Annotated in this window: 14 protein-coding genes; 7 read left to right on the forward strand and 7 right to left on the reverse strand. The window is 60.0% G+C overall.

The window, feature by feature from the left end:
- Positions 1–253: 253 nt before the first annotated feature.
- The 7 genes from NKH36_RS31780 to NKH36_RS31810 form a co-directional block, all read right to left on the reverse strand.
- Complete coding sequence (locus NKH36_RS31780) at positions 254–1,435, reverse strand: M24 family metallopeptidase (protein ID WP_352964150.1); 1,182 nt, start codon at positions 1,433–1,435, stop codon at positions 254–256.
- Between the two features lie 322 nt (positions 1,436–1,757).
- A protein-coding gene (locus NKH36_RS31785; RefSeq protein WP_502912157.1) for an IS630 family transposase occupies positions 1,758–2,707 on the reverse strand; the annotation gives its coding sequence in 2 pieces (ribosomal slippage) (positions 1,758–2,437 and positions 2,437–2,707; 951 coding nt in all).
- Positions 2,708–3,112: 405 nt separating this feature from the next.
- Positions 3,113–4,303 (reverse strand): IS91 family transposase, encoded by a 1,191-nt coding sequence (locus NKH36_RS31790; RefSeq protein ID WP_352964151.1) that lies wholly within the window; start codon positions 4,301–4,303, stop codon positions 3,113–3,115.
- 12 nt (positions 4,304–4,315) lie between these two features.
- Positions 4,316–5,176: a site-specific integrase gene (locus NKH36_RS31795; protein WP_352964152.1), complete on the reverse strand. Its 861-nt coding sequence runs from the start codon at positions 5,174–5,176 to the stop codon at positions 4,316–4,318.
- A gap of 539 nt (positions 5,177–5,715) precedes the next feature.
- Positions 5,716–6,615, reverse strand: coding sequence for a succinate--CoA ligase subunit alpha (gene sucD / locus NKH36_RS31800; RefSeq protein ID WP_352964154.1), 900 nt, complete (start codon positions 6,613–6,615; stop codon positions 5,716–5,718).
- Positions 6,616–6,627: 12 nt separating this feature from the next.
- Entirely contained in the window at positions 6,628–7,812 is a 1,185-nt protein-coding gene (locus NKH36_RS31805) for a malate--CoA ligase subunit beta (protein ID WP_352964155.1), read from the reverse strand.
- Between the two features lie 13 nt (positions 7,813–7,825).
- Entirely contained in the window at positions 7,826–8,791 is a 966-nt protein-coding gene (locus NKH36_RS31810; protein WP_352964157.1) for an HpcH/HpaI aldolase/citrate lyase family protein, read from the reverse strand.
- 714 nt (positions 8,792–9,505) lie between these two features.
- On the opposite strand from NKH36_RS31810, the gene NKH36_RS31815 reads away from it, so the two are divergent.
- From NKH36_RS31815 to NKH36_RS31845, 7 genes are all read left to right on the forward strand, one after another.
- A complete protein-coding gene (locus NKH36_RS31815) occupies positions 9,506–10,984 on the forward strand; it encodes an NAD-dependent succinate-semialdehyde dehydrogenase (protein WP_352964159.1) in 1,479 nt (492 codons plus the stop codon).
- Positions 10,985–10,996: 12 nt separating this feature from the next.
- A complete protein-coding gene (locus NKH36_RS31820; protein ID WP_352964160.1) occupies positions 10,997–12,400 on the forward strand; it encodes an aspartate aminotransferase family protein in 1,404 nt (467 codons plus the stop codon).
- A gap of 323 nt (positions 12,401–12,723) precedes the next feature.
- Positions 12,724–13,797, forward strand: coding sequence for a GlxA family transcriptional regulator (locus tag NKH36_RS31825; RefSeq protein ID WP_352964162.1), 1,074 nt, complete (start codon positions 12,724–12,726; stop codon positions 13,795–13,797).
- Between the two features lie 202 nt (positions 13,798–13,999).
- A complete protein-coding gene (locus tag NKH36_RS31830; protein WP_352964163.1) occupies positions 14,000–15,178 on the forward strand; it encodes a M24 family metallopeptidase in 1,179 nt (392 codons plus the stop codon).
- Complete coding sequence (locus NKH36_RS31835) at positions 15,165–16,361, forward strand: M20 metallopeptidase family protein (protein ID WP_352964164.1); 1,197 nt, start codon at positions 15,165–15,167, stop codon at positions 16,359–16,361. The genes NKH36_RS31830 and NKH36_RS31835 overlap by 14 nt, the downstream gene beginning before the upstream one ends.
- Before the next feature lie 143 nt (positions 16,362–16,504).
- Positions 16,505–17,788 (forward strand): NAD(P)/FAD-dependent oxidoreductase, encoded by a 1,284-nt coding sequence (locus tag NKH36_RS31840; RefSeq protein WP_352964184.1) that lies wholly within the window; start codon positions 16,505–16,507, stop codon positions 17,786–17,788.
- Positions 17,789–18,265: 477 nt separating this feature from the next.
- On the forward strand, positions 18,266–19,909 hold the full coding sequence (locus NKH36_RS31845; RefSeq protein WP_352964165.1) for an MFS transporter: 1,644 nt from the start codon (positions 18,266–18,268) through the stop codon (positions 19,907–19,909).
- The last annotated feature ends 83 nt before the right edge of the window (positions 19,910–19,992 follow it).

Here is a 19,992-nt window from a genome sequence, read left to right on the forward strand (position 1 = left end):
ATTCTCAACCGCATCACATCCGCCGAGTGCTCACACTACTTCAAAAACTCCGGCTATGACCGAAACTAATCTCATCCCGCTCTAGGCAACGACGAGGACGCTGTGCCAAATTTGGCAACTCGCGCCTTCGTCGTTTGCTCAGGGCCGCCGCAATCAAAGTCACCGGTGCAAATTCGCCGCCACCAACGGATTTTTGAAGCTATCGTCGCAGGCGCTAACCCATCTTGTCTGCGTACACACCGAAAGCTCGCGATCAGTCGACGACTATCAACTCCCGGGCGACATCGGCTAACCGCTCGCCACCCCTTTCGGTAACAACAAACGACTCCGATATTGCGGCCCCGAAGGCTGGAGGTCTCACCCCTGATTGGAAATGGAAGCACATGCCTGCCTGGAGAACGGTCTTTTCACCTGCACGAATGCTGACCGTACGTTCGCCCCAGTCCGGCGGAAAGTTCATGCCGATTGAGTAGCCGGAACGGCCTTTTTTGACGTACCCGTGACGGTTCAGGACGCTCAGCCAAACGGCATTCAGCTCGTCCACGACTACACCCGGCTTCGCCATTTCGAGAACAGCGTCGCCTCCTTCCACTATGGCGTCGGCGAGATGCTGGGCCTCTTTAGGTGGTTTTCCCATATAGATCGTACGGGTGAGCGGCGCATGATAATGGCGTCTCGCCGCGCCAATTTCTAAGAGAACCAGCCCCGACGAAGGCAATGGTTTATCGGACCATGTGAGGTGCGGAGCATTCGTCTTCTCGTCAACCTGAATCAATGGACAAAGGCTGGTATAATCACCGTATTTTCCGTCAACACCTCTTGTCTGAGAGGCGTAGATCTGAGCGACGATTTCGTATTCCGGAACTCCTGGTTTCAGATTTTCGATCGCTGTGCGCATGGTGTGGGTGACAATCTGGCCCGCTTCTCGCATATAGACGAGTTCAGCTTCAGATTTGACGAGTCTCGCCCAATTGACGAGCCCGCGGCTGTCGGAGAACTTTGCATTTGGAAGGCCTTTGACAAGGTGCTGATGCGCGCGCGCAGTATAGAAATGCGCGTCGAGCTCCACCCCTATGCGATCAGAACCCCATCCGCGCGATTTTATGATTTCGCTGACTTCGTCGTAAGGATGCAATTCCACATGATGCAGTCGATCATCAGAAAAATTGATGATGTTCTCAGCAGGCAGGTCCGTCGTTGCACGAGCGCCGTTAACGTCAACCAGCCGCCCGATCCAAATTGGCGTATCCGATTTGAGGTGCAACATAACAACTTGGGGCGTGTAAAAGGACCAGGCGTCATAGCCCGTCAGCCAGCACATGTTTGCGGGGTCCTGGCAGATCAGCAGGTCCAGCCCTGCCTCCTCCATCCGTGTCTTGACGTCATGAACACGGCGTCGATACTCCGCAGGAAGGAAGGGTTTTTGGTAATCCATTTCGTAGTCGTCCTTTTGCACCCAGGCTGGTTAAACCGGACCGAGCAGTTTTTTCCGTGCCCATCCGTTGGTCGACAAGCTAACACGCTTAGGAAGGCCACTTCGCGCGAACCACGCGGGTGGTCGCAGAAAATCTGCGTTTTTGCGGCTCCGTGCGCAGGTTGACTTCCTGTTCTGAAACATTCAGCGCCGTGTCCTGTGTGCACCATGGCTTTTTATTCGCTCCGGAGGCCCGGACCGCGGTAGCCATAAGGTTGATACCAAGCATCCTCGGACGGCCCGCGGCGACGCTAGCGTCCAGCCTGGCTAGAGCGTGTCGCAATTAATTGGCCTCATATCCGGCAGCCTTGAAGAAGTTTCTGCATTCATTCGGCTCGAACAGGTGGCAGATATCGCCGAGAGCCTCGCAGAGAGCGTCGAAAGTTCTGGCCGCCTTCTTTCGCAGCCGCGCCTTGAGTTTTGAGTAGGCCATCTCGATGGGGTTGAGATCGGGCGAGTATGGCGGCAGGAACAGGAGCCAGGCGCCCCTTTGGCGAACCAGTTGGGCGGCGCGCTCGTTCTTGTGGAAGCCGACCTTGTCGAGAATGACGACGTCGCCGGGCGACAGTTCGGGAGCGAGTTGAGTTTCGACGTAGCGCTCGAAGATGGCGGCATTCATCGGCGCGTTGACGATCCACGGCGCGACGAGAGCGTGGCATCGCAGCCCGGCGATGAAGGTCTGCGTCTGCCATTTGCCGAATGGCGCATGCGTCCTGTAGCGCTCGCCCTTCGGCGCCCAGCCGGTGCGTTTGGTCAGCTTGGTGTTGGTCGACGTCTCATCGATGAAGATCAGCCGCGCCAAAGCCTTGTTGAAGAAGCGCTTTCGCCGCCCGATCCACAGTTCACGCGCCCGGCGCACGTCGGCCCGCTGCTGCTCGCTGGCCTGTAGAGTTTTTTTATGACTGAGCCCCAGGCGATTGAGCAGACGCCCACATTGGAGCGGTGCACGCTCACACCGCGCCCCTCCAGTTCAACGCAAAGCTCGTCCAGCGTCAGTTCGCCGGTCTCGGCCAACCGCAAGCGGACAAACTCGGCATGAGCCTCAAGCTTCCCGCCGCCCACATGGCCCTGCCGGCGCGGCTCAAGCGAACCGGTCTGCTGGCGCAGCTTGATCAGATTGTTTACAAAGCGAGGCGAAACGCGGAAATGGCGCGCAGCCTCACGGTGACCATGCCCCTCATCGACATACGCAGCAACACGCCTACGCAACTCAATTGGTAGCGGCTTGCCCATCGCGGTCTCCTTTCAACCGCAATGAATCACAAACTCAAATCAACGGGAATCTGGAGGCTTCTGTGAGGTCCGCATGCTCAACGGAGCACACCCGCTAGTCTTCGGACCTCATTGCAAGCCGGATTGAACGAAGCCGCGGGACGGTCTGGCGCTATGGGGATTGTAGCCTGGAGGAGCGGCCGGGATCGTCGGTGCCAGGCTGGTGAAGGGCATTCACGATGCGGCGACAGCGAAGGATGGTACGGTGGAAGACGGAACCGGGATGGCGCGAGCCGTCGGATAGGCTGCAGTGCTTTCTATCGCCGGGCTGGCTGCTTGCGGCTTTGTGCGGCGGGCCAAGGGTCGAGGTGCCGGCGCGCATGGCGACGGATACCGACCCGGGTGATGTGGACGCACCCGGCGTGATCATGAGGTGTCGTACCAGAAGGGGCGCGGCGGTGCCTGGCCGCACCGCCAGATGGCGAGCGTGATCATTGGCTCTCCGCAGCAGGGGCAGCGATGCGCCGCCGCAAGGCGCTCGGCGGCGACAGCGGCGCTTTCGGCATCCGGTTTGAGCTCGTTCTGCTGCGATCCGGCCAGCAGCCTGTGGCACAGGTCTAGCTTGGCGGCGCGATTACCGTTGGCGAGGAAGCCGTAGTGGCGGATGCGATGGAAACGGTCGGGCAGCGTGTGCAGGAGAAAGCGACGGATGAACTCGTGCGCGTCGAGCGTCATGATCTTCGTCTTGCCGCCGTGGCGGTAGTCCCGCCAGCGGAACGCGACCCGATCTTCGGCCGTTCTGATCAGTCGGGAATTGGCGATGGCGACGCGATGGGTGTAGCGGCCGAGATAGGCCAGCACCTGCTTCGGCCCGCCGAAGGGCGGCTTGGCGTAGACGACCCATTGATAGCGACGAACCTCGGCGAGCAAGCAGACGAAGGCATCAGGCTTTGCCAGGTAGGCGAAATCGCCGAAGAAGCCCAGCCGACCCTCATCATAGGCCGCTCGGAGTTCCTCCAGAAAGAGACGGCGGAACAGGCGCGACAGCACACGCACGGGCAGGAAGAACCCCGGCCGGCAGGCGACCCATCGCCCTCCATCGAGGGAGATGCCGCCGCCCGGGACGATGCAATGGAGGTGGGGATGATAGGTGAGGTCCTGGCGCCAGCTGTGCAGCACCGCAATGAGACCGATCCCGGCGCCGAGATGTTTGGGATCTGCGGCGATGGTGCGCAGCGTCTCGGCGACCGCCTTGAACAGGATCGTGTAGACCGCCGCCTTGTTCTGGAAGGCGATCGCGGCGATCTCGGCGGGCAGCGTGAACACCACGTGGAAGTAGGGAACCGGCATAAGCTCGTCCTGCCGCGCGGCGAGCCATTCCCGGCAGGCCTTTCCCTGGCACTTGGGGCAATGCCGGTTGCGACAGGAATTGTAGGCCACGCGGATCGCCCCGCAGGACCGGCAGCCCTCCACATGGCCGCCCAGTTCGGCGGTCCGGCACAACTCGATGGCGCTCATCGTACGGCGCTCGACGCGTCCGAGATGACCGTCATGAGCCTGCCGATACGCCTCGCCATGGCGGCGGAAGATATCCGCCACCTCCAGTCTCGCCGACATGGGCGGAACCGATCAGCCCGGCGGCACGACTTCGATGTTCAGTCGGTCGAGCGGGCTTGTCGTGCGCCGGATGAGACCGTTCGAGACCTTGGTATAGCGCGCCGTCGAGGACAGATTGTTGTGGCCGAGTAGCACCTGGATAATGCGAATGTCGGTGCCGTTCTCCAGCAAATGCGTGGCGAAGCTGTGCCTGAGCGTGTGGACCGTCACACGCTTGTCGATGCCGGCGGCCGCACGCGCCGAGCGGCAGGCCGAATACAGCACCTGCACGTCGATGGGGCGATTTGCATCCCGGCCCGGAAACAGCCAGCCCTGTGGCTTCGCCAGCCGCCAGTAGACGCGCAGGATGCGCAGAAGCTGCACCGACAGCATCACGGTGCGGTCCTTGCCGCCCTTGCCGTGCCCGACCCGGATGACACCGCGTTCGCTATCGATGTCGCTGACGTTCAGCCCGACGGTCTCCGAAGCGCGAAGGCCGGCGGCATAGGCCGTCGTCAAGGCGGTGCGCGTCTTCAGGCTCGGGACCGCCTCGAGAAAGCGGACAACCTCGTCGGCGCTGAGAACCACCGGCAGCGTGCGTGGAGCGCGGGCATAGGCGATCCGCTCAGGGATCTCGGCATGACCCAACGTCACGCCGTAAAAGAACCGCAGTGCGCACACCGTCTGGTTCAGCGCCGGCCACGAGATTCCGGTCGAGACCAGATGCACCTGGAAGGCGCGAACATCCTCCAGGTCAAGCCGGTCCGGGGATCGGCCACAGTAGCGGGAGAACTTCGCTACCGCGTGCACGTAGGATCGTTGCGTGGCCGGCGACAGATTGCGGATCGTCATGTCCTCGATCATGCGCCGGCGAAGCGGGCTCAACTCGGCCATCTCATTGCTCCTGTTCTAAAGGTTGCGCTTCAACAGCAGCAATCCTTCAAAACAGAAGCGTCATCCGCAAATCGGTGCACCAAATGCCGCGTCAGCGGCTTCGTTCAATCCTGAATCCCTTAAATCGAGACACGCTTTAGAGTTTATGAATGGCGTCTTGAAAGATGGAACCGTCTAAATCTCTACGCAAGGGGGCGTGGGCAAGGCCGGCTGTGGAGGCTTTGGCGGCGGGACACGATCCCCCGATTTTTTGGCGGCGCAAGAGCGAACATGCCACGGCTCACCTGGGACGCCGCGCAGCTGCACGACGTGCTGGCCCGCAACTATGGGCGGCTGTTCCCTAGACTCAGCTTAGGACTGTTCAATCCGCCAAGACACACCCGTAACTTAGCTCGTCACGAGTTGGGCGCGCCGCGACATCAGTCTGGCTGAAGCCGGCGCCGAACTGGCGATAATCCGCAAGCGTCACCGTCTTGAAACACCATAGCAACCACGCGGTTCCTTTTACCTTGTCCTCAAATTCGACCTCATATTTTGCGCTATGCCGCCTTCGTCCGATCGGCCATCACGCCGGCCACGACCTCCCCGAACGAAGCTGGCGTCGGCACGATGATGACGCCGGCTTCCTTCAGGATCTCGACCTTCTCTTGCGCAGACTCCCCGAAGGCGGAGATGATTGCGCCGGCATGGCCCATGCGGCGGCCCTTCGGCGCGGAAAGCCCGGCGATGTAGGCGATCAGCGGCTTGCGCATATTGTCGCGCGCCCAGATCGCGGCCTCGGCTTCCTGTGGTCCGCCGATCTCGCCGATCATCACCACGGCGTCGGTGTCGTCGTCCTGTTCAAACAGCTTCAGGATGTCCTTGAAGGACGAACCGTTGATTGGATCGCCGCCGATGCCCACACTGGTCGAGACGCCGATGCCGAGCGCCTTCATCTGGGAGGCAGCCTCGTAGCCGAGAGTGCCGGAGCGCCCGACGATTCCGATGCGCCCGGGCAGATAGATATTGCCCGGCATGATGCCCATCAGCGCCTGCCCCGGCGTGATGATGCCGGCGCAGTTTGGGCCGATCAGGCACAAGCGATCCTCGTAGCGATAGCGCCGCATGTAGCGCTTCACCCGCATCATGTCCTGCGATGGGATGCCGTCGGTGATGCAAACGCAGAACTTGATGCCGGCATCCGCCGCCTCCATGATCGAATCGGCGGCAAAGGGCGGCGGCACGAAGACGATGCTCGCGTCGGCTCCGGTTTCGCGCACCGCGCCCTTCATGGTGTTGAACACCGGGACGCCCAGATGGGTCTGTCCGCCCTTGCCCGGGGTGACGCCTCCGACCACCCTGGTGCCGTAGCGTTTCATGTCCTCGGCATGGAAACTGCCGATCTTGCCGGTAAAGCCCTGCACGAGGACGCGGGTGTTCCGATTGAGCAGAATTGCCATATTTTCCTCCCGTCAGCCTGCTTTTTTCATCGTGACCGCTTGCCACGCGGCAACCGCCTTTTCGGCCGCCTCGGCCAGCGTTTCGGCGACGATCACCGCTTCGCCGGATTCGGCCAGGATGCGCTTGCCCTCTTCGACATTCGTGCCGGCCAGCCGGACGATCAACGGAACATTGACGCCAACCTCGCGAATTGCCTTGATCACGCCTTCCGCCACCCAGTCGCAGCGATTGATGCCGGCAAAGATGTTGACCAGGATGGTCTCGACATTCTTGTCGCCGAGAACCGCGCGGAAGGATTTGGCGACTCGCTCCGGCGAGGCGCCGCCGCCGATGTCGAGGAAGTTGGCCGGTTCGCCGCCGGCAATCTTGATCATGTCCATCGTTGCCATGGCCAGCCCGGCGCCGTTGATGATGCAGCCGATGTTGCCGTCGAGGCCGACATAGGACAGGCCGCGGTCGCTGGCGAAGGTTTCACGCGGATCCTCCTGCGACTTGTCGCGCAATTCGGAGATTTCGGGACGACGAAACAGCGCGTTCTCGTCGAACGACATCTTGGCGTCCAGCGCCATCAGATTGCCGTCGCGCGTGACGACTAGTGGATTGATCTCGAGCATCGAGGCGTCGTAGTCGCGAAACACGCGGTAGCAACCAAGCAGCGTTTCGGTCGCCTTGCCAATCAGGTTGTTCTCGAGACCAAGGCCGAAGGCGATCTCGCGCGCCTGATACTGCTGCATGCCCGCGCCAGGGTCGACGGTTGCGCGAATGATTGAATCTGGCTGCTTTTCGGCGATCTCTTCGATCTCCATGCCGCCGGACGCAGACGCGACGATCATCACCCGCTCGGCCTTACGGTCCAGGACAAAGGCGAGATAGATTTCCTGGCGGATATCGACGGTCTCTTCGACATAGAGCCGCGACACCAGCTTGCCGCGGGGCCCCGTCTGATGCGTCACCAGCTTTCTGCCCAGCATCGCCTCGGCGGCATCGCACACTTCCTGGTCGGACGTGCAGATGCGGATGCCACCGGCCTTGCCGCGCGCGCCGGAATGGATCTGCGCCTTGACCACCCATTTGCCGCCACCGATCTCGCTGGCACGGTATGTCGCCTGCTCGGGGCTATAGGCCAGACCGCCTCGGGGAATGTGGACGGAATAGCGCGAGAGAAGTTCCTTCGCCTGATATTCGTGAATGTCCATGTCAAGTTCCTCTTTAGACGTGTGCGGCAGTGCGCGGCTGCGCCGACCGCTCGATGGCCTCGTGCGTCACCAGGACGTTGCGCGCCATGCGTTCCGAGGCGGCGTCGATCATCTTGCCGTCCAGCGCCGCGGCGCCCTTGCCCTGCTCTTCGGCTTCCTTGAGCACCTCGATGATCCGGCGGGCGCGGGCGACTTCCTTCTCGGGCGGCGAGAACACGTCGTTGGCAAGCTCGATCTGTGAGGGATGGATCGCCCACTTGCCTTCGATGCCAAGGGCTGCGGCTCGCCGAGCGGCCGCCATGTAGCCGCCGGGATCGGAGAAATCACCGAACGGCCCGTCGATGGCGCGCAGACCGTAGGCCCTGCAGGCGACGGTCATCCGTGACAAGGCAAAATGCCATTGGTCGCCTGGATAGTCGGGGTTGAGACCGCCGATGTTCACCGTGCGCGCCTTGCAGCTTGCAGCATAGTCGGCGACGCCGAAATGCATTGCCTCCAATCGTCCCGGAAAAGCAGCGATCGCCTCGACATTGGCCATGCCGAGCGCCGTCTCAATCAGGGCTTCGAGTCCGACACGGGTTTTGTAGCCCTTGGCCATCTCGATCTGGTTGACCATGGCCTCGACCATGTAGAGATCAGCCGGGACGCCGACCTTCGGCACCAGGATCGTGTCGAGCCGGTCGCCGGCCTGTTCCATCACGTCGACCACGTCGCGGTACATGTAATGCGTGTCGAGGCCGTTGATGCGCACCGAAACGGTCTTGCCCTTGGCATGCCAGTCGATGTCGTTCAGGGCCTGGATGATGTTCTTGCGCGCGCGCTCCTTGTCGGGCGGAGCAACGGCGTCCTCGATGTCGAGAAAGACGAAGTCGGCGGCGCTGTTCGCCGCCTTGTCGATCATCTCGGGGCTCGACCCGGGAACCGCAAGTTCGCTGCGCTGCAGCCGAAGTTTTCTGAGGTGGTTGATGGTGTGGCTCATGTTGCGTCTCCCCTGCATCCGGGCTGTTCAACTAGGCCAGACATTTTTTCCATGGCCGCTTGTGTTCCTTCACAAGATAGCACGCCTTAGACGCCCAGCTTGTGCCGCCAGTAGTCAGATGCCGCACAACATCTGCATTTTTTGCGCGATTGCGCAGCGAATCCTCTTTTCAAAGTTCTATCGTCATTTATCGGGCGGGCGGCGACCGCTCAGAATGCGGCAGTAGATATAAATTTGAGCAAAAGGATTTTGGACTGGTGTGAGAGTAGGTTTGGCCGAATCAGATTTCTAAAACCACCGCGACGATGGCTAAGCAGCAGATCTCTCACATGAAGTTCACCCAGCAGGTCACCCACTCGTTCTTTCAAACGAGACGCTCATCTATCGAATCGCCACGATAACTGTGCCCCCCGGTACTGCGTCCACCCAATGCCGGCACATCCCCGCAAGAGGCACCGCTATAGCGTGGTCGACGACACTTACCAGCTACGCCGCGTCTCGTGACTTGACGCGTCACCGTCGTCGTCCACGCGTAGAGTGGCAGGAAACTCTTTCATTGATGAGGCCCCCTAAAGCAGACAGGGCTCAGACGGAGAAAAACTCAGCAGAACGTCATTATTCGCAGGAGAACGCCTTAGCGGCCCTATATCGAGCTGCCAATCGCCGCAGTGGCCGGGCTAGTTTGACGGAAATGAACACAATTTGGGGTCACAGATGAAAGGTTCAGCTACCGCCGCATTAAAGGGGCTCAAAAGGCAGGACCTTCTGCAAAAGTGCTCCTATGTGAATGGCGCTTGGCTCTCCAAGGTTGAAACAATCTTGGTGGTGGACCCGGCTACTGGCGAGGAACTGGCTCAGGTAGCAGCCTGTGATATGTCCGATGTGGATACTGCAGTCAACTTCGCGAGAGCCGCATTTCAACTATGGCGCGATGTTCTTCCTTCGGAACGGGGCGCGTACCTGCGGAAATGGGCCGCAGGTATGCGCGAAAATGCGGAAGACCTTGCCGCCATCATGACCGCCGAGCAAGGCAAACCATTGACCGAGGCGCGCGGTGAGATTTCATATGCCGCTAGCTTTCTTGACTGGTTTGCAGCGGAGGGCGAGCGGGCATATGGCGAGACCATCCCGAGCCATCTTACGGGCAGCCGACTCTCTGTGCAGATGCAGCCGGTCGGAGTGACGGTCGCTATAACCCCTTGGAACTTTCCGTCGGCGATGATCACCAGGAAGGCAGGAGCCGCGTTGGCTGCCGGCTGCACCATGATTGTCAAGCCCGCCCCGGAAACACCCTTGTCAGCTCTGGCGCTTGCCCGTCTTGCCGAGGACGCAGGAGTCCCCGCCGGCGTGTTTCAAGTGATCACGGGAGAGGCTCCCCCGCTCGCAAAACGGCTGTTGGATCACAGCGATGTGCGGGCATTCTCCTTCACGGGCTCGACCGAGGTGGGTCGGATCCTGCTCGAGCAGTCCGCAAAAACCCTGAAGAAGGCTTCCCTTGAGCTTGGCGGCAATGCTCCTTTTATTATTTTCGATGACGCGCCGTTGGAGACCGCCGTGGCTGGATGCATGGCAGCCAAATTCGCCACATCCGGTCAGGACTGCCTGGCAGCGAATAGGATCTATGTCCAGCGGGGAAGCTATGACCGCTTTGTGGTAGAATTCGCGAAGGCCACCAGTAAACTGAAAGTCGGGCACGGATTGGAGCCTGGTGTGGACATTGGCCCAATGACCAAACCATCCGTCGCCGAAAAGTGCAGGCGACAGGTTTCCGAAGCTCTTTGTGCCGGAGCCCGCATCGTTGTTGGCGGACAGGACAGTCCGCTCGGCGGCAATTTCGTCACCCCGACTGTTCTCGCCGACGTCACGGACGACATGCTGATTGCCAAAGAAGAAACTTTCGGCCCGGTGGCGGCAATCTTGGTTTTCGACGACGAGGCGGAAGTGCTCGCCCGGGCCAACAACTCGGAAATGGGCCTTGCGGCGTATGTCTACACGCGCGACCTCAACCGCGCGATGCGCCTGACCGACCAGCTGGAGTACGGCATGGTCGCCGTCAACACCCCGAAATTTACCGGCGCTCCCATTCCCTTCGGCGGATGGAAGCAATCCGGACTGGGCCGCGAGGGCTCAAGACATGGTCTCGCCGAATATCTCGAACCCAAATATGTGTGCATCGGCAACATCGCAGCCTGAAAGGAAAGCGCCATGACTATCAACATCAATGATATTAGCGAGAAGGATAGAAACGCTGTCCTACATCCTTTCACGCAACTCAAGGACTTTGCCACCGGCAAGCTTGGCGAGCCAACGATCGTCGAGACCGGGAAGGGAATCCGCATTCAAGACGCGCATGGAAACAAGTTTATCGATGGTTTTGCCGGTCTCTACTGCGTCAATGTCGGCTATGGCCGCACCGAAGTGGCAGAAGCGATCTCGCGTCAGGCCTATCGGCTAGCTTATTATCACTCCTATGCGGCGCACACGACGGACGAGCTCGCGATCCTTTCCGATCGCCTCGTGAAGATGGCACCTGGCAAGATGAGCAAAGTGTTCTATGGCATGTCCGGCTCGGACGCCAACGAGACCCAGGCCAAGCTTGTCTGGTACTATAACAATCTGCGTGGCAAGCCGAACAAGAAGAAGATCATCTCGCGTGAACGCGGCTATCACGGGTGCAGTGTCGTGTCCGGCTCAATGACGGGCATGAGCTTCTATCACGACCACATGGATCTCCCGCTCCCGCAGATCGTTCATACCGGTGTTCCACATCACTACTGGGGTGCGAACGCCGGCGAGTCCGAACGCGACTTTTCAGCGCGGCGCGCCCAGGAACTTGACCAGCTGATCGAACGCTTGGGTCCGGACAATGTTGGCGGCTTCATCGGTGAGCCGGTGCTCGGCACCGGCGGCATCACGCCTCCGCCGGAAGGTTACTGGCAAGCAATCCAGCCCGTGCTCAAAAAGCACGATGTGCTCCTCATTGCAGATGAAGTCATAACTGGCTTCGGTCGGACCGGCTCCATGTTCGGCTCGCAGCACTACGGCATCGAACCAGACCTTATTACCATCGCAAAGGGTCTGACTTCGGCTTATTTCCCACTTTCCGCGGCAATCGTCGGTGAGAAGGTCTACAAGGTCCTGGAAAACGGGGCTGACAAGGTCGGCGCATTCTCGCATGGTTACACCTATTCTGGTCATCCGATCGGGGCAGCCGCCGCTAACGCGGTGCTGGACATCGTCGAGAAAGAAGACCTCCCGGGGAACGCTCGCGAGGTTGGTGCTTTCTTCCAAGCGCAGCTGAAGGCGAAATTCGCGCAGCTGCCGATCGTCGGCGAAGTGCGCGGCGTCGGCCTCATGGGCGCAATCGAGTTCGTGACTGATCGCGACAAGAAAACGCGTTTCGATCCCACGCTCAAGGTTGGTGCACGAATTTCCAAGGCAGCGCGTGACCGCGGTCTTATCGCTCGCGCCATGCCGCATGGTGACATTCTGGGCTTCGCTCCTCCCTTGGTGACAACCAAGGCTGAAGTCGAGGAGATCGTTGGTATTGCTGAAAGCGCGGTGCGCTTCGTTATGGATGAGCTCACGCGAGACGGGGTTAAGATCTGAGGTGGGCGGCAGCCGAATCTGCGGCGTCAGGACGCCTTGAGAGTCTGCCCGATGTTCGACAAGTGCTGCCTCGTCCGCGAGCGGGCGTCCCCGACCGCGGTGCACCACCACGGAGTCTGACCTCGGTCTGGAACCCGGGGCCATCGAGCCTTCCGACGCAGCTAGCACACCTCCACTCGGGTGCTACCGAATACAGGTTCGATAGGGGCCGAGCACGTCGTGTTGCGTAGCGGCGCTGATCTCCAACGAAGCAAGTCGGTCGCGCAGTTTTGGCATCGCCGCTGGAAGCATGAGCGATCAACAGGAGAAGGGGCACCCCAAGGATGCTAGACTTACAGTCCACATGCCGAAATTTTTGCTTTTACCTGCTGCCGGCGTTTTCGCTCCAGGCCTTCTCGTCGGCAGTAGAAGCGCTGAGGCTCGCCAACGAGGTGTTGGGTCGGGACGTGTATAGCTGGCAGGTTATTACGGACGACGGGCAACCTGCAGCCTCGAGTTGCGGGTTATTGGTTTGCGCCGATTCTTCGTTGTCCTTCGAACGTGAAAGGATTCGTCGATCGATGTCAGCACCGGCTGTCGTGGTCGTCGGCGGCCGCAATGCTCCTATTCCGCACAAACAGCTTGATGCCTGGCTACGAGAGTGCCGTAACCGCCGCGGCAGCCTCATAGGGATAAGTAGCGGTACGATTGTGCTTGCTCGGGCGGGGCTTGCAGAAGGGCGGCGTTGCGCGGTTCACTGGGAGCAATTTCCTATATTCTCTGAGCGGTTCCTCGGTGTGGTAGCCACTCAAACCGCCTTCGAGCGGGATGGGGACCTTTACACTTGCGCCGGGGGGGACGCCCCCTTCGACATGTTTCTGGACTTGGTTGACCGCCATCATGGGACGATAGTTGTCAATCGTATTTGCGAAAAAGCAATCGCGTGCAGGACCCGTTCAGAGGGTGACCGCCAACGTCTACCTCTTCATTCTCGAGTGCAACTAAACCATCAGGCCGTCATCAAGGTAATCGAGCAGATGGAGGCAAACCTCACGGAGCCATTGCTATTGGACGAACTTGTGGGGTCAGCCGGCCTTTCCCGCCGTCAAATCGAGCGGCTGTTTAGGCGGGAACTGGGATGTTCTCCGAGCCGCTATTATTTGGATCTTCGTCTGGAACGTGCGCATCTGCTACTCATCAGCTCGCGCCTGCCGGTCGTTGAAATCGCAATGGCTTGCGGCTTTGTCTCTGCATCGCATTTCTCAAAAGCGTATCGCGAGGCCTACGGGTGCGCGCCGCATCAATCACGATTACCAGTTAATCAACGAAAGAAAACAATATCGATTGACCCAAATAAGACGAGAATCCGCCAAATCGATCTGAGGCTAAGTAACGAAAGAATGCCCAACTGCCACTAGCAGAGCGCAGCGTTGTTGTTTGAAGATCGGGTATGGCGCCCCCTTCGCGGAATGGCCTCAGCGCACCGGCCGGGGAAGCGTGTCCGAAGAGGTCTCGATCAGCTCTTGTCGATTGTCCCGTTGCAAACCGGTCGGCCCCGCCCGCTTACTCGCACTGCGCTACGTGAAGACACTCGGACGCAATAGAATAGGAGATTACGATATGATCCAATTGCCTTTTGCGCTCAGCGAATACCGGAACAGGCTCTCGGCCATCCGCGTGGAAATGGCGCGCCGTGGTCTCGATCTCTTGATCGTCAACGATATCGCGAACCAGCATTACATCACCGGGTATGACGGCTGGTCGTTTTATACACCGCAGGTGGTCCTAGTGTCATTGGCTGACGAAGAAGCGGTCTGGATCGGCCGCGCGATGGACGCAGCGGGTGGGCTGCTGACGGCGTGGATGAAGCCCGAGAACGTCGTCGGCTACCCGGAAGATCATGTCCAACGCCCCGACCGCCATCCGATGGACTGGATTGCCAGCTGGATCGAGAAGAAGGGCTGGGGGCGTGGAAATATCGGCATCGAGCTCGAGGCCTATTACTATTCGCCGAAGGCGCATGCGCGGCTGACCGCCGGCCTGCCCAACGCGGCCTTCCACGATGCCGACCTCCTGGTGAACTGGATACGCAGCGTCAAGTCGGGCGCCGAGATCGACTATTTGCGCAAGGCCGCACGCCTTGCCGAGGCGGCGGTTACGGCCGCCTACGAGGTGATTGCGCCGGGCGTGCGCGAGTGCGACGCCATCGCCAGAATCCAGGCAGCGCAGATAGCGGGCTCGCCGGATTTCGCCGGCGACATCACCGCTCTGCCGCCGACCATTCTGGGCGGCGAGAATGCGTCGGCGCCGCATATCATGTGGAGCGACCGCCGCTTCGGCGAGAACGAAACCGTGGCGCTTGAACTCGCCGGTGTCGTGCGCCGCTATGCCGCCGGCCTTGCGCGCACGCTTCAGCTCGGCGCCATGCCAGCCAAGGTCAGCGACACTGGCAAGGCCGTGCTCGAAGGCATGGAGGCCGTCCTTGCTGCGATCAAGCCTGGGGTTGTGGCGGAAGACGTCGAGGCGAGCTGGCGCAAGGTCATCCAGCGCTACGGCCTGAAGAAGGAGTCTCGCATCGGCTATTCGATCGGGGCCGCCTATCCGCCAGACTGGGGCGAACACACGATCAGCCTGCGCCAGGGCGACAAGACGATTTTGAAGCCGGGCAACGTCCTTCATTCCATCCTCGGTATGTGGATGGATGGGTGGGGGATCGAAGTGAGCGAAACGATCCTCGTCACCGCCGACGGCTGCGAGACGCTGACCAGCTTCCCGCGAGAGATCCATGTCAAACGCTGAAACCGGCAATGGATTGATGGATGCTGCGCTGGAGCGCAGGATGATCGAGATCCGCCGACACCTCCACCGCAATCCGGAGCTCTCGAACGGAGAGAGCGAGACGCAGGCCTACCTGAGAGAGGTGCTGGAAGAAGCCGGGCTGGGCGGCATCAGGCCCGTGGCCGGCTTCGGTCTCGCCGTCGATGTCGTCGGTGCGGCCGGTCTCTCGAACCGCAAAATCGTGATCCGCGCCGATATCGACGCGCTACCCATCACGGAAGCCTCGGGCGTGCCGTTCAGCCCCGAGCGCCCGGGCGTCATGCATGCCTGCGGCCACGACGCTCATACTGCCATGGGCTTTGCCGCCAGCGTTCTTCTGGAGCGCCAGAAGCAGTCGTTCAGCGGCACCGTCAGAATCATATTCCAGCCCGCCGAAGAGGCGGAACCGCTCGGCGGCCGCCGGGTCGTCGAGGAAGGGCTGCTGGACGACGTCGACGCGGCGATCGGCATCCATGTCGATCCTTATACCGCGACCGGAAAGATTGCGGTCGGCGCGGGGCCGTATACGCTTGCCTGCGATATTTTCGACATCACGGTCACCGGCAATTCCGCGCATGCGGCAAAACCGTCCGAAGGCGTCGACGCCATCGCCGTCGCCTGCTCCATAGTGACAGAGCTGCAGAAGATCGTGTCGCGCGAGATCGATCCGTATGACCCGCTGGTCGTCTCGATCACCGGCATCGAAGGCGGCGGCGCCTACGATGTGATCGCCGCCGAGACGAGGCTGAAAGGCACGATTCGCAGCGGGCATGAAGCGACCCGCCAGCATGCTTGGAAGAGGCTACGCCAGATCGTGGAGGGCGTCGCTTCAAGCCACAATGCCAGTGCCGAGGTGGACCTGAGGCGTGGCGAACCACCGGTCATCAACGACCCTGACATGGTCGAGATCATCCGCCGAACCGGCGCCGGCCTGCTTGGGCCGGACAACATGCTGAGCGCGCCGGGCTGGACCGCAGCCGATGATTTCGCCTTCTACAGCGAGAAGTGCCCGTCGGTCTATTTCCGGCTTGGCATTCGAAATAGGGAGCTTGGCGCTGTCTATCCGCTCCATCATCCTCGCTTCCAAGTCGACGAGCAGGCACTCGCCATAGGCGCTGTCGTCCTCTGCGACGCTGCGCGAAATTTCTTGATGCCGCCGAACTAGTGGGTTGGACGACCCAGTGCCCCCTCGCGCATACCCACTTTGAAAACACTTGGGAGTTGCCGCCCCGTACCGAACCACAAATTGCCATCACGTACGTTTGGCCAGGAGCAATCCGTGTGAAATGAGAGTATGAAAGGATGAAAATGCTGAATAACAGTCGTTCCCATGGACTCTGGGAGCGCACCGCGCCAGACGCTCCACATACAAGCGTTCTCCAATACGCCCATAAGCAAGATGTAGCCGTAGTTGGCGGCGGATACACAGGACTTTCGACGGCATTGCACCTGGCGCAAGCCGGTGTAAAGGTCAGTGTGCTTGAGGCGGTTGAAATTGGCTTCGGCGCCTCGGGGCGCAATGCTGGCTTAGTCAATGCCGGCCTATGGATGAAGCCCGAAGACGTGAAATCAAGTCTAGGCGCACCTTTCGGTGAACAGGTCCTCCACCTTCTCGGCGAGGGGCCTGCCGAGGTTTGGTCTCTGATCGACAAGCATGTCATCGACTGCCAGGCTGTGAGGAACGGTACACTTCATTGCGCCGTCGGCGAGGCGGGACTAAATGAACTCCGAGAACGCGAGCGCCAGTGGCAGAAACGGGGCGCGCCCGTGGAGCTCCTCAACGCAGAGGAGACGGCGGCACGCATTGGTACGAGCGCCTATTCTGGATCACTTCTTGATTTGCGCGCCGGAACCATCCAGCCACTCGGTTATGCGCGAGGACTTGCTCGCGCGGCTATCTCCGCAGGAGCCAAGGTATATAGTTCAAGTGGCGTCACTGGGGCGGAGCGATCAAACGGCAAGTGGACGGTGCACACAGCAAGAGGATCGGTCGAGGCCGACTGGATCGTAGTTGCAACGGACGCTTACACTAAAGCGCCCTGGCAAGAAATCAGGCATGAACAGATACATCTTCCTTATTTCAATGTTGCAACCCGGCCGCTTCCGGACAAACTACAAAAGTCCATTCTTCCCAACCGCGAGGGCTGCTGGGACACAAAGAAAATCTTGAGTTCGTTTCGGCTGGACCGCGAGGGACGGTTGATTTTCGGCAGTATCGGCGCGCTCGGGGGTACGGGTGCCAGGATTCACCGATCATGGGCCAAGCGCGCCATTCGCAAGCTTTTCCCACAAATTTTGGACGTCGAATTGGAGTCCGAGTGGTATGGAGCGATTGGGACAACTAGTAACCACCTGCCTCGTTTTCACCGCTTCGCACCGAATGTAGTCAGCATCTGCGGCTACAATGGCCGTGGAATTTCGCCAGCCACGGTCTTTGGGCGTGTCCTGGCCGACCATATTCTTGGCCATGTCGCAGACGCGGATTTGCCACTTCCCCTCACTACACCGGAAATCCCGGCTTTCCGTGCGCTCAAGGAAAACTACTATGAGGTGGGAGCCCAACTGGCCCACTTCGTCGATGCTCGTTTCTGAAGCAACAGGGGCCTTGCACGCTAGCAAATCTAGCCCCCTTCGGACCGAACCTCGTCACCAGACCGTGAAGCCACATTCGCGACGATGTCGCGCACGTGCATAATGGCGCTCGTCCATCTGCTTTTATGCATTTGAGGCGTCCCAACGCCGAACTCCTGCGTTGATGGAGCGTCATTCGCGTAGATCGGTCCATTGAATGCGCTACAATTCCCATCATACAAGGCAGCAAGGACTCCCAAGTACGCCACCTCCCAAGGCGCACCGCCCAGCAGCGAGCTCAGGCTCCTGCTGGGCGATCAATTTTGCTGAGAGTCTGCCGCTTACGTTAAGATGCCCACGCTCGATCCGATTGGAGTCGGTGCCGAGCGGCATCTGCAAAAGCGAAAGCGGGTACTCGGTCGTGCCTCGAAGGACCTACCCATCGTAGAGGCAGTATTCGCAGCCGCGATTAACAACCGGTTGGTCCAAGGTAAACGTATGCTGCGCGAAAATCCTCATCCGTCCGTTCCAGCGGCGCTTGCTCCCCTTCGGAACCAGGTGTTCCGTACGATCTGGATATCTACACAGATCTCCAGCCTGGGATGGCTCGTGCAAACAGTCGCCATCAGTTGGCTCATGGTCACTATTTCCGCTTCGGATTTGATGGTCGCGCTTGTCCAGGCTGCCTCTTCATTGCCGGCATTCTTCCTCTCAATTCTCGCCGGAGCCATTGCTGACAATTTCAGCCGCCGGGGGGTGATGTTTGCCGGCCAATGCCTTATCGCCTTGGCATCCATAACGCTGACGATTTCTGTCGGCCTGGGATTTGTCCATCCTTGGCTGATACTCGGACTGGGTTTCCTGGCTGGCTGCGGCTTCGCCCTGAATGATCCGGCCTGGCACGCTTCCGTCGGCGATATCCTTGACAAGCGCGACATTCCGGCTGCGGTGACGCTTATGTCGGTCGGATACAACATTGTTCGGAGCATAGGGCCGGCTCTGGGTGGCGTGATCCTGGCCTTCTTTGGACCATTGGCCGCTTTCGCCCTCGCAGCCTTGAGTGATCTGGCGCCCCCAATCGCACTTTGGCGCACCAAATGGCACGTTCGCTCTTCTCCTCTCCCTCGTGAGAGAATGACGATGGCGATTCATGACGGAGTGCGCTTTACGGCGTTGTCTTCGGAAATCAGAGCGGCAAGCGCTCGCGCAACGCTATTCGGCATGGCCAGCATCTCCATTCTGGCGCTGCTGCCTCTCGTCGTGCGTGACAAGTTGGCAAGCGGGCCGATTGTCTACGGCATTCTGTTGGCCGGTTTTGGCATAGGTGCATTCATCGCAGGCATGAGTAACGGCTTCTTGAGGCGGACTGTCCCTCAGAATTCGCTGATGGCGTTAGCCACGATGGCTTGCGCGGCATGTTGCCTTTCGCTAGCTCTGACCTCATCGGTCGCTGTGGCAACGATTTTCATGGCGGTCGGGGGTGCGGGTTGGCTAATCACCTGGACTGGGACTGACGTTTCGGTGCAGCTGGCGAGCCCAAGATGGGTCGTTGGCCGCACGCTCTCGATCTACTACGCCTTGACTTATGGCGGCTTGGCTGCCGGCAGCTGGATCTGGGGTTCTGTCGCCCAGAACTACTCGTTGACGTCGGCGTTGATGGGTGCCGCGGGGGCTCTTTTGCTGGTTGCGGCAGTTGGGATAATTTTGCCGATACGGCCTTGGGAAGAATCGGATCAAGAAAGTTCGGATTTTCGCGCACCGGAGCTGGCACTCGATTTGAAGCCCAGGAGTGGTCCGATCGTTGCCAAGGTCGACTATTCCATATCCGAGAAGAATATCGACGCCTTTCTCGGCTGCATGCGCGCAAAGCGGCACGCTTTTAGCCGTGCCGGTGCACGAAACTGGACGCTCCAACGAAACCTTCAAACGCCGTCACTTTGGACAGAGACATTCCGCACTCCAACCTGGATGGACTTTCTTCGTCTGAATCATCGGCTCACGGCTGCGGATAAGGAAGCAGACGAACATCTTCTCGCGCTCCATGACGGCGAATTTCCTCCACGCACGGTGCTTTCGATCGAGCGAACGACCGAGGCAGCTCGCAGCCGTGCCTCAACAATCTTTTCTCGACCTCCGAGGTGACGTTGCCGCTCGCTGATAACAGGCGCCATTCACTCTGGCCTTCAGGGCATAACGTGCCCTGAACGCCTTTCGCGGCACCATGA

Origin of the sequence: Mesorhizobium sp. M1312 (genome assembly GCF_040318115.1) — a bacterium.
GTDB lineage: Bacteria > Pseudomonadota > Alphaproteobacteria > Rhizobiales > Rhizobiaceae > Mesorhizobium.